General features: G+C 67.7%; 10 protein-coding genes. 3 read left to right on the plus strand and 7 right to left on the minus strand.

Features of this window, described 5'->3' with window-relative positions:
* Positions 1-69 precede the first annotated feature (69 nt).
* The 6 genes from B3E91_RS10790 to B3E91_RS10815 all read right to left on the minus strand — a co-directional run bounded on the left by B3E91_RS10790 (position 70) and on the right by B3E91_RS10815 (position 5,553).
* The gene (locus tag B3E91_RS10790) at positions 70-597 is read right to left on the minus strand and encodes a chromate transporter (protein ID WP_287029414.1); all 528 of its coding nucleotides are present in this window, start codon (positions 595-597) and stop codon (positions 70-72) included.
* A complete protein-coding gene (locus B3E91_RS10795) occupies positions 594-1,154 on the minus strand; it encodes a chromate transporter (protein ID WP_287029415.1) in 561 nt (186 codons plus the stop codon). The genes B3E91_RS10790 and B3E91_RS10795 overlap by 4 nt, the downstream gene beginning before the upstream one ends.
* Positions 1,155-1,182: 28 nt before the next feature.
* Positions 1,183-2,319, minus strand: coding sequence for an ABC transporter permease (locus B3E91_RS10800; RefSeq protein WP_287029416.1), 1,137 nt, complete (start codon positions 2,317-2,319; stop codon positions 1,183-1,185).
* A gap of 10 nt (positions 2,320-2,329) precedes the next feature.
* The gene (locus B3E91_RS10805; RefSeq protein ID WP_287029493.1) at positions 2,330-3,499 is read right to left on the minus strand and encodes an ABC transporter permease; all 1,170 of its coding nucleotides are present in this window, start codon (positions 3,497-3,499) and stop codon (positions 2,330-2,332) included.
* Positions 3,484-4,458 carry an HlyD family secretion protein gene (locus tag B3E91_RS10810; RefSeq protein WP_287029417.1) on the minus strand — a complete coding sequence of 325 codons (975 nt, stop codon included), beginning with the start codon at positions 4,456-4,458 and terminating at the stop codon, positions 3,484-3,486. Before B3E91_RS10810 ends, B3E91_RS10805 begins: the two co-directional genes overlap by 16 nt.
* Positions 4,459-4,719: 261 nt before the next feature.
* On the minus strand, positions 4,720-5,553 hold the full coding sequence (locus B3E91_RS10815; RefSeq protein ID WP_175534301.1) for an AraC family transcriptional regulator: 834 nt from the start codon (positions 5,551-5,553) through the stop codon (positions 4,720-4,722).
* Between the two features lie 181 nt (positions 5,554-5,734).
* On the opposite strand from B3E91_RS10815, the gene B3E91_RS10820 reads away from it, so the two are divergent.
* Both B3E91_RS10820 and B3E91_RS10825 read left to right on the plus strand, forming a co-directional pair.
* Positions 5,735-6,811: a BMP family ABC transporter substrate-binding protein gene (locus tag B3E91_RS10820; RefSeq protein WP_287029418.1), complete on the plus strand. Its 1,077-nt coding sequence runs from the start codon at positions 5,735-5,737 to the stop codon at positions 6,809-6,811.
* A complete protein-coding gene (locus B3E91_RS10825; RefSeq protein ID WP_287029419.1) occupies positions 6,808-7,791 on the plus strand; it encodes an aromatic ring-hydroxylating oxygenase subunit alpha in 984 nt (327 codons plus the stop codon). The genes B3E91_RS10820 and B3E91_RS10825 overlap by 4 nt, the downstream gene beginning before the upstream one ends.
* 25 nt (positions 7,792-7,816) lie before the next feature.
* On the opposite strand, the gene B3E91_RS10830 is transcribed toward B3E91_RS10825, so the two are convergent.
* Positions 7,817-8,911: a calcium:proton antiporter gene (locus tag B3E91_RS10830; protein WP_287029420.1), complete on the minus strand. Its 1,095-nt coding sequence runs from the start codon at positions 8,909-8,911 to the stop codon at positions 7,817-7,819.
* Between the two features lie 221 nt (positions 8,912-9,132).
* Here B3E91_RS10830 and B3E91_RS10835 point away from each other — a divergent pair, with 221 nt between their 5' ends.
* Complete coding sequence (locus B3E91_RS10835) at positions 9,133-10,215, plus strand: BMP family ABC transporter substrate-binding protein (RefSeq protein WP_287029421.1); 1,083 nt, start codon at positions 9,133-9,135, stop codon at positions 10,213-10,215.
* Positions 10,216-10,247 lie beyond the last annotated feature (32 nt).

Here is a 10,247-nt window from a genome sequence, read left to right on the forward strand (position 1 = left end):
GGTGGATCGATGAAGCGCGATCCACCCTACAAAAAGCGGCAACCCGCTTTAGGGTGGATGACGCGCCGCTCAGCCGCTGCCCAGCAGCAGCCCGGCCAGCGCGCCGGCGGCCAGCAGCCACAGCGGGTGGACGCGGGTGAAGACGTCGAACAGCGTCACCAGCAGCGCGATGGCGAACAGCAGCCAACTGGTCGCGGTGGCCTGCACCAGCAGCAGCGCGCTGGCGGCGACCAGGCCGATGGTCACCGGCAGCAGGCCGACCTGTACGTGACGGCGCCAGGGGTGATCCTTGAAGCGCTGCCACAGGTGCAGGACGAACAGGGTCAGCAGCGACGAGGGGATGAACTTGGCCAGCGAGGCCACCAGCATTCCGCTCCAGCCGGCGACATGCCAGCCGATCAGCGGCACCACCATCATGTTCGGTCCCGGCGCCGCGCGGGCCAGGGCGAACAGTGCGCCGAAGTCGGCGGCGGACATCCAGTGATGTACGTCCACCACCTGCCGTTGCATCTCCGGCAGCACCGTGTTGCCGCCACCGAAGGCCAGCAGCGAGAGCTGGGTGAAGATGACCGCCAGGGCAAACAGCGTCTCGCTCACCGGCTGCGCCCCGCGGCGATCAGCACGCTCAACGGCGTCAGCACCAGCATCACCCCCAGCAGCGGCAGCTGCAGCACGCCGAGCGCGACGAAGGCCAGCAGCGCGACGCCGATGGCCACCGGCTGGCCGCGCAACGGCCTGGCCATCTTCACCGCCATCGACACCATCAACCCGGCCGCCGCCGCGGCGAGCCCGGCGAACAGGTGGCGGATGTGCGGGTCGTCGTGGAAGCGCTCGTAGATCACACCGAGGCCGATGACGATGGCCGTCGGCCCGGCCACCAGCCCGAGCAGCGCCGCCAGCGCCCCGGCGACGCCCCGGAAGCGCGCGCCCACGGCCACCGAGAGGTTGATGACGTTGCCGCCGGGCAGGAACTGGCAGAGCCCGAGCAGCTCGGTGAACTCCTCCTCGCCGAGCCAGCGCCGGCGCTCCACCAGGGCGCGGCGCGCCAGCGGCAGGGCGCCGCCGAAGGAGGTCAGGCCGAGGCCTAGAAAGCCGAGGAACAGCGCGGTGCAACTCGGCCGCTGCGTTGCCGTGGTGGGTTCGGGTTCGCTCAAGCGATGTCTCCGGTCAGGGCGGCGCCGCTCACGCCGCGCCGGTCTTGTGGTCGGTGCGCCAGTTGCGCCACTGGTAGATCAGCGTGCCGAGCAGGGCGTAGCCCGCGGCCATCGCCAGCAGCACCAGGATGTGCGGGCCGACGGCGCCCAGCGGCAGGTCCATCTGGTTCATTTCCGCCACCGCACGGATGGTCCAGGTCGACGGAATCGCGTTGGCCAGCAGCAGAACCCAGTTGGGCATCGCCTGCGGCGGCCAGGTGTAGCCGGCGAGGTAGAACAGCGGCAGGGTGACGAAGGTGAGCGTCAGGTACACCGCCTCCTCCGAGGGCAGCAGTTCGGCGAGGAACTCGCTGAACGCCAGGACCGCCAGCAGGAACGGCAGGACGATGCCCAGCAGCGCCCAGAACGGCGAGGTCTGGCGGAAGCCGAAGATGTACGGCCAGATCACGTAGAGCAGCATCGCCAGGACGATCCAGATCAGCAACTGCGCCGCGTAGCGTCCCAGCCGGGTGGACAGCGGCTGACGCAGCGAGCGCGGGGTGCCGCCGCGCAGGTTGAGGCTGACCCGCGTGCTCGACAGCAGCAGGCCATGCTGCAGGATCAGCGTGACCAGCCCCGGCAGGACGATGGCGGCGAAGCTGGCGCCGGGGTTGTACAGATCGACCAGGCGCGCCACCAGCGGATCGAGCAGGGTCTGCGTCTGCACCGTGGAAAAACCGCTGCGCGCGAGCAGCTCGCCGTTGTGGTCGCGCAGCAGCTGGTTATAGGTGGCGCTGATGTCCTGCTGGATCTGCCCGTTGGCGATGCGGTTGGTGGCGTCACCGAACACCGGGACCACCAGCTGTTCACCGCGCAGCAGACGCTTCTCGAAATCCACCGGGATGACGATCACCGCGAAGAGCTGGCGCCAGGCCAGGTCGGCCTGCGCCGCGGGCAGGTCGGCATAGGCCCGCACGCCGATCTTCGGCGCCGCGTCGAGCATCCGCGCCAGCTCGCGGCTGGCGCTGCTGTGGTCCATATCGATCACCGCCACCGGCAGGTCGTCGATGGTGCGCCCCAGGTAGGGCGTGGAGGCGAAGCACACGGTGAGCACCAGCAGCAGCCAGAGCGGCTTGCCCAGCATGTTCTTCAGGCTCTGACACAGGACGTTCCAGAAGTTTTCCATGGGCTCCTCGCTACGCCGGGCTGAAATCGAGGCGCTTGCGCAGCCGCTGCTTGGCGATCATGTAGGTGACCAGCGGATACAGCGACAGCTTGAGGCAGGCGTAGGCGCCCGAGTTGGCCGGCGCCTCGCGGAGGAACTGGTCGAACAGCCCGTTCAGGCAGTGGGTCAGCGGCTCGAGGTAGCTGATCGCCTGGGCCGGCAGCGGCATCGCCAGGGTCGGGATGAGCACGCCCGAATAGGTCTGCGCGATGCCGATCAGCATGCCCACCAGCGAGTAGGCGGAGAAGCGGTTGGCGGTGAAGATGAACAGCAGCAGCCCGATCGCCTGCGCGGCGACGACGTAGCAGAGGGTGATCGCCAGCATCCAGCCGACGCTGCCCTTGATCACCGCGCCGTTGAGCACCACCAGCAGGAACAGCTCGACCATCAGCAGCGTCGAGAACAGCAGCGTGTAGGGCGCCAGCTTGCCCAGCAGGCGCACGCCGAGCGCCTTGGCACGCAGAATGTGCGGCGAGCTGGCGCGCAGCTCGGGCGCCTCGCGGGCGAGCACATGGATGGTGGCGATGATCACGAACAACTGCAGCAGGTGCACGATGGCGGCGAACTGCTGGTAGTAGATGTAGTTGCCGCTGGCGTTGTAGAGGCTCTCGAAGCTCACGCTGACACTGGCCAGGCTCGGCACCGGCTTGCCCATGCCGGCGGCGAGCACCGGGCGCACCTGCTGGTCGAGCAGCGCGGCGAGGCCGGCGAAGTCCTGGGTCGAGTAGAAACCGGCGGCGTAGAACAGCGAGTTGTAATAGAACTGCACGCTCGGGCGGCGCCCGGCGAGCACGTCCTTCTCGAAATCGCGCGGGACGTAGAGCAGGCCGTACTGATCGGCTGCCTGCGTGTGCCGCAGCGCCTCCGGCAGCCCGGCGGTCTGGGTCACCAGTTGCGCGTGGGGGCCGGCATCGAGCTGGCGCAACAGCTGCCGCGACAGGCTGCTGTGGTCCTCGTCGACCACCGACACGGGCATGTCCTGCAGGGTGCCGGCCTTGTAGATGCCGCTGATCACCACGAACAGCAGCAGCGGCCAGATCCAGCCGAGCCAGTGAATGGTCCAGCTGCGCGTCGCCAGCCGGGTCTCGGTATTGAACGCCTGGACGAAGCGCCAGGCGTCGCGCTTCAGTTGCTCGACCAGTGCCACAGCGCGCTCATCCCCGGGCGCAGCCCTTCGACCGGTTGTTCGGGGTACAGCCGCACTTCGAAGGTCTTGAGGTCGAAGTCGCCGGTGGCGCGGGTCGCACGCTTGGTGGCGAAGTCGCCCAGCGGCGCGATGTAGCCGACTTTGGCCTGCACCTCGCGGTCTCCCAACGCCGGCACCCGCAGGGCGACCAGGTCACCCTTGCGCACCCCGGCGAGGATGTCCTCGCGCAGGTTGAAGACGAAGTAGCTCTGCGACAGGCGCACCAGGGTCAGCAACGGGCTGTAGGCATTCACCAGGGTGCCCTGCTCGGCGGGGATCGAACCGACCTCGCCGTCCACCGGGGCGCGCACCTGCAGGTCGTCGGCCTGCGCCTGGAGCTGCTGCAGCTGTGCCTCGGCGCCGGCCAGCGCCGCGGACAGCGCTTCGCGGCGTTCGTCGCGATCGCCGCTTTCGCCCTTGGCGAGGTTGGCGCGGGCGCTGTTGACCTGCTCGCGGGCGACGTCGCGCTGGCGCCGCGCGTCGTCCAGCTGGCTGGCCGAGTAGAACCCCTTAGCCGCCAGTTCGGAGAGCCGCTGGAAGTCGCGCTCGGCATTGCGCAGGGTGGTCTCCGCCTCCGAAACCCCGGCGCGCAGCACCCGCAGGTCTTCCTCGCGGGTGCCGTTGTCGGACTCCTGGACTTGCGCCTGGGCCTCGGCGCGCGCCGCCTCCAGGCCGGCGACCTGGGCCTCGATCTCGGGGCTGGAAATGCTCACCAGCAGGTCGCCCTGCTTCACGTCGTCGCCGCGCTGCACGTGGAGGGTGGCGACGCGGCCGTGGGCCTTGGAGGACACCACGACGCTGATGGCGTCGGCTTCGCCCTGCAGCAGCAGCGGTTCGCGATGCAGGCGCAGGTAAAGGGTGATGCCGACGATGCAGAGCAGCAGCAACGGCGCGAAGAGTTTCCATCCTTTCATTGAGCGGATACCTTGAGCCTGCGGACGAGGGCGGTAGGCGCGTTGCCTGCGGACCACGATAGCCAACGCGGCGGCAGGCGGGTGGCACCGACGGTAAGACAATGGCGCCAGCAGCAGACCGGACGGGGCCGCGCGCAGGCCCGACGGCGGTGGCTGCATCCAGACCAATGTCTGCCTGACACATCAGCTATCAAATTCACTGGCCGTCAAACTACCCTAACCCGCCACTGCGGTCATCTGCCGCACCTTGTGCGCCGAATCCTAGAAATGCAGGTCGCGCGCCTCGCCCCGGTAAAGCGCCGGCATCCGCGCCCAGCGCCGCCGGCGCAGTTCGCGCGGGCTGTGTCCGAAGTGCTCGCGGACCATCCGCGAGAAGTGGCAGGGACTCTTGAAGCCGCACTGGTAGGCGATGTCGGCCATGCTGCGGGTCGACTGGATCAGCAGTTCCTCGGCGCTGTTCAGGCGCACCTGCCAGAGGTACTGCATCGGCGGCATGCCCAGCTGGTCGTTGAACAGCCGGCTCAGGTGCTGCGCGCTGAGGCAGGCGTAGGCGGCGATCTCGTCGAGGTTGCAGGGCGCCGCGTAGTGCCGCTCGATGTAGCTCTTCGCTCGCGCTACCGAGCGGTGCAGGGCGCCGGCGCGCTCCGGCAGCAGGCCGAGCTGACGCAGGCATTCGTAGAACACGCCCTTCGCCAGCACGTCACGCAGCGCCTCGGCCTGTCCCGGCTGCTCCTTCTCCAGTTGCAGGCCCATGCCCAGCAGCGATTTCAGCCGTGCACTGGCCTCGAAGGCGCCGAAGCTGCGTTGCAGCAGGCGCTGGTTGTCCGGGGTGTCGAGGAATTCGCCGGTCTCGCACCAGCTCGCATGGCAGTGCAGATCGCCGGGAAAGCGCTGCAGCACCGTCTCGCGGCAATACACCAGGCAGGCCTGGCCGGCGCTCAGCTCGACGCGCCGGCCGTCGATGTCAAGGCGGCTGCGCCCGGCGTCGATCATCGCCAGCCACAGATAGGGGCCGCGCAGCGGGCCGTAACTGCCGCCGCGCTCGTAGGTGGTTTCGCCGAAACGAAACAGCTGGTCTTCGGTGAACAATTTCATCGCATGCATGGCCTCGCCGGCTTTTTTTGCTGATCAGGCGATCAAGTTGCGTGCCAGTAACGGAAATTGACTGGGATGAACACGCTCTTGGCTGCAGCCGGGCAATCGGCCTGCGGCGGATTGTCCGTTCCTCGAGCAATTCCTAGTGTCGGGCCACCTTGATCGACGTGCCCGGTGCCCCATGAAAAACAGAAGAATCAGAACCGCCCTCGCCCTCCTCCCCTCGCTGCTGGCGGGCCATGCCCTCGCCGAAAGCCCGCCGCCGTTGCAGATGAGCTTCGTCTACGGCGGCCCGGCGAGCAATCCGGTGGGCTGGGTGCACGGCCACGAAGTGGCCCGGCAGGCGCTGCAGCAGGAAATGCCCACGCTGAAGACCGGCTATGTGGAGAAGGTCAGCGGCAACAGCGACGCGCAGAGCGTGCTGAGCCAGCTGTCGCGCCAGGGCAATCAGTTGATCGTCGGCGCCTCGTTCAGCTTCATGAACCCACTGATGCAGGCGGCCAGGCAGAATCCGAAGGTGGTCTACCTCTGCGCCTCCTGCTACAAGCAGGCGCCCAACGTCGGCAACTACCTGGCCGCCACCTACCAGGGCCGCTTCATCGCCGGCATCCTCGCCGGGCACATGAGCAAGACCGGCGTCGCCGCCTACATCGGCAGCTACCCGTTGCCGGAGGTGATCCGCGATGTCAACGCCTTCCTCCTCGGCATGCGCACGGTCAATCCGCAGGCGACCCTGCGCGTGGTCTGGGTCAACACCTGGGACGACCCGCAGAAGGAGATGGAAGCGGCGCAGCTGCTGATCGGCCAGGGTGCCGACGTGCTCACCGCGCACAACGACGGTGCGTCGGTGGTGATGGCCGCCGAGCGCGCCGGGGTCTACAGCGTCGGCTACGGCTCGGACATGAGCAGCTTCGGGCCGAAAGGCCAGCTCACCGCCATCGTGCAGAACTGGGCACCCTACTTCCGCCAGCAGGTGCAGGCGGTCGAGGCCGGCACCTTCAAGGGCGGCGACTACTGGGGCGACGTGGCCGATGACGTGGTCACCCTTTCGCCGTTCAACGCGGCGATCCCGCAGGCCGCGCAGGACGATGCCAACGCCATGCTCGAACAGCTGCGCGAACGCCGCCGCGACGTCTTCGTCGGCCCGCTGCGCGATCAGAGCGGCAAGCAAGTGGTCGCCGCCGGCGTCACCCTCGGTCACGCCGAACTGGCCGGGATGAACTACTTCGTCGAAGGCGTGACCGGGAGCCTGCAATGAGCGCACGCACGGACAACGCCTTCGACCAGTGGTACATGCTGGCCATGAGTGAGGAGCTGGCGCCGCAGCAAGCGCGCCGCTATCAGTTGCTCGGCCTGCCGGTGGTGCTCTGGCGCGGCGAGCACGAGGCGCGCGCCTGGCTGGACCAGTGCCCGCACCGTGGCGCCGCGCTGTCGCTCGGCGCGGTCAGCGGCGAGAACCTGGCCTGCCCGTACCACGGCTGGCAGTTCGACGCCGCCGGCCGCTGTCGCCACTACCCCGCGCACCCCGGCCGCGAACCGTCGGAGCAGGCGCGGGTACGCAGCTTCCACTGCCTCGAGCAGGACGGCTGCCTGTGGGTCTGCCCGGGCACGCCGCGGCGACCGCCGCCGCGCCTGCCGGAGGTCGGCGACCCGGCCTACCGCAGCTTGCTGGTCTGCGAAACCACGGTGGCGGCGAATGCCTACCGGGTGATCGAGAACTTCCTCGACATGGCGCATTTCGGCTTCGTCCACCCCGGCACCCTGGGCGCCGGCGACGACGGGGAAATCGCCGCGTATCGCCTCGAAACCCACGACGACGGCTTCATCGCCCGCGACTGCCGGGTGATCCAGCGCCAGGGCAACCTACAGGCGCAAGGTCCGTCGGAGGTGCTCTACGACTACGAGCTGATCGCCCTGACCAGCGCGGTGCTGCACAAGAAGGGCGCGGACGGCGCCCGCGCCTCCGACGTGATCCGCCTGTTCGTGGTGCCGCTGGACGAAGAACGCAGCCAGTTGCGCATGCACCTGAGCTACGACTACGCCGAGGCGGTGAGCGAAGCGGACGTGATCGCCTTCAACCGGAGCATCCTGCAGGAAGACGTGCCGATCCTCGAATCGCAGCGGCCGGTGCGGTTGCCGCTGCATACCGCGCTGGAAGTCAGCCAGCCGGCGGACCTCAGCAGCATCCAGTACCGGCGGCACCTGAAGCGCCTGCAGATCGGCTATGGCGTCTGCTGACGACCGCCGTACGCGGCCCGAGCGTTCAGAGCCCCAGCAGCGACAGCATGATGAAGGTGGCGAACAGCACGAAGTGGGTCATGCCCTCGATGGCGTTGGTCTCGCCATCGTTGAGGTTGATCGCCGCGACGATCAGGGTGATGAGCACCATCACCGTCTGCACCGGCGTCATCGCCATCTCGAACGGCTGGCCGGTGTAAAGCGCCATGGCCTCCATCACCGGCACGGTGAGGATCACCGTCGACAGGGACGCGCCGAGGGCGATGTTGACCACCGACTGCATGCGGTTGGCCAGCGCGGCGCGCAGGGCGGTGAGGATTTCCGGGCTGGCGGAGATCGCCGCCACCAGGATCGCGGCGATCACCGGCGGCGCGCCGCTGCCCTCCAGGCCGGTGCTCAGCGCCTTGGACATCACCTCGGCGAGGGCGCCGATCACCACCACGCCCACGCAGAGCATGGCGATCGACAGACTGCGGCTACCGCCGGCGGGGTGTTCGGCGGCGACGCCGCCCTTGCGGGCCTTCTTCTCCGGGTAGCTGTAGCTGAAGAAGTAGCTGTGCGCGCCGACCTGCATGCGCAGGAACACGCCGTAGAGCACCAGCATCGCGCCGATGGTGAAGATCGAGTAGAGGTGCCACTTCTCGCTGGGGATGAACTCCGGCACCACCATGGAGATGCCCATGGCAGTGAGGATCATCACGCTGTAGGTGCGCGCCGAGTCGTCGTTGTACGGTTGCTCGCCGTGCTTGAAGCCGCCGAGCAGCGCGGCCAGGCCGAGGATGCCGTTGAGGTCGAGCATCACCGCCGCGTAGATGGTGTCGCGCACCAGCGTCGGCGACGGCTCGTGGCTCATCAGGATGGCCAGGATCACCACTTCGACGAGCACCGCGGAGAGCGTCAGGATCATCGTGCCGTAGGGGTCGCCGACCTTTTCCGCGAGCACTTCGGCGTGGTGGGCGACGCGCATCGAGGCACAGACGATGGCGCCGATCAGCACGCCGGCGGTGATCAGCGCGCTGCCGCGACCGGCGTCCAGAAGCGTGCCTTCCAGGGCGTAGGCGGCAATCGTGGCGACGATCGCCAGCAGGGTCAGTTTCTCGTCTTTGAGCAGCGCAAGCATGGTGGCCGGAATCCTTCTTGATCGATGATCGCCACGCACCAGCGCATGGCGGCCTGTGCTTCCCATGCACCAGCCCGGCCCATCTCGCTTCGCGCGAGGCCGGGTTCGCGAGCGCGCTGACGGCGCCGCCGGGTTATTTGTCTAGTTGGTCAGCTTTTTGCAATCATCCGGCAGCCCCAGGGCCGACACGCAAAACATACGAACAAGGAGCCTCACCCATCATGCAGAAGAAGTCGAAGAAAACCATGCTGCGCGCACTCGTCGCCGCCCTCGGATTCAGCGCCACCCTCGGGGCCTACGCCGCCGATCCGCTGAAGGTCGGCTTCGTTTACGTCGGCCCGGTTGGCGACCACGGCTGGACCTACCAACACGAACTGGGCCGCCGCGCGGTCGCCGAAAAGTTCGGCGACAAGGTCGAGACCAGCTTCGTCGAGAACGTCGCCGAAGGCGCCGACGCCGAACGCGTCATCCGCAACATGGCCAAAGGCGGTTACGACCTGATCTTCACCACCTCGTTCGGCTACATGAACCCGACCGCCAAGGTTGCCAAGCAGTTCCCCAAAGTGGTGTTCGATCACGCCACCGGCTACAAGCAGGACAAGAACCTCGGCACCTACCTGTCGCGCTCCTATGAAGGCCGCTACGTCGGCGGTTTCCTCGCCGCCAAGATGACCAAGAGCAAGGTCGTCGGCTACGTCGCCTCGATGCCGATCCCGGAAGTCATCCGCGACATCAACTCGATCCAGCTGGCGTTGGACAAGTACAACCCCGGCACCGAAATCAAGGTGGTATGGGTCAACTCCTGGTTCGATCCGGGCAAAGAGGCTGACGCCGCCAACGCCCTCATCGACCAGGGCGCCGACGTGATCTTCCAGCACACCGACAGCCCCGCGCCGATCCAGGCCGCCGAGCGTCGTGGCGTCTACTCCATCGGCTACGCCTCGGACATGGCCCACTTCGGCCCGAAAGCCGTGCTGACCTCCATCGTCAACAACTGGGCGCCCTACTACATCAAGGAAACCCAGGCGGTCATGGACGGCACCTGGAAATCCGAGGACTTCTGGGGCGGCCTGCATGACGACACCATCGAACTGCCGATCAGCGACCTGGTGCCGGCCGACGTGAAAGCCGAAGCCGAAACCATCATCGCCAGCATCAAGGACGGTTCCTTCCACCCGTTCACCGGTCCGATCAAGGACCAGGCCGGCACCGTGCGCATTCCCGCCGGCGTCACCGCCAGCAATGCCGACCTCGCCGGCATGAACTTCTACGTGCAAGGCATCAAGGCCGAGCTGCCGAAGTAAGCCCCCGCCTGGCCGACCGGGTCGGCCAGGCA

The organism is Pseudomonas sp. UBA6310 (genome assembly GCF_002438225.1).
Taxonomy (GTDB): domain Bacteria; phylum Pseudomonadota; class Gammaproteobacteria; order Pseudomonadales; family Pseudomonadaceae; genus Pseudomonas_O; species Pseudomonas_O kuykendallii.

What these genes read in the sequence shown, in the direction of transcription:
- B3E91_RS10815 (WP_175534301.1), bottom strand. Translation starts at nt 5,553, where the DNA reads ATGAAATTGTTCACCGAAGACCAGCTGTTTCGTTTCGGCGAAACCACC.
- B3E91_RS10825 (WP_287029419.1), top strand. Translation starts at nt 6,808, where the DNA reads ATGAGCGCACGCACGGACAACGCCTTCGACCAGTGGTACATGCTGGCC.
- B3E91_RS10830 (WP_287029420.1), bottom strand. Translation starts at nt 8,911, where the DNA reads ATGCTTGCGCTGCTCAAAGACGAGAAACTGACCCTGCTGGCGATCGTC.
- B3E91_RS10810 (WP_287029417.1), bottom strand. Translation starts at nt 4,458, where the DNA reads ATGAAAGGATGGAAACTCTTCGCGCCGTTGCTGCTGCTCTGCATCGTC.
- B3E91_RS10800 (WP_287029416.1), bottom strand. Translation starts at nt 2,319, where the DNA reads ATGGAAAACTTCTGGAACGTCCTGTGTCAGAGCCTGAAGAACATGCTG.
- B3E91_RS10835 (WP_287029421.1), top strand. Translation starts at nt 9,133, where the DNA reads ATGCAGAAGAAGTCGAAGAAAACCATGCTGCGCGCACTCGTCGCCGCC.
- B3E91_RS10820 (WP_287029418.1), top strand. Translation starts at nt 5,735, where the DNA reads ATGAAAAACAGAAGAATCAGAACCGCCCTCGCCCTCCTCCCCTCGCTG.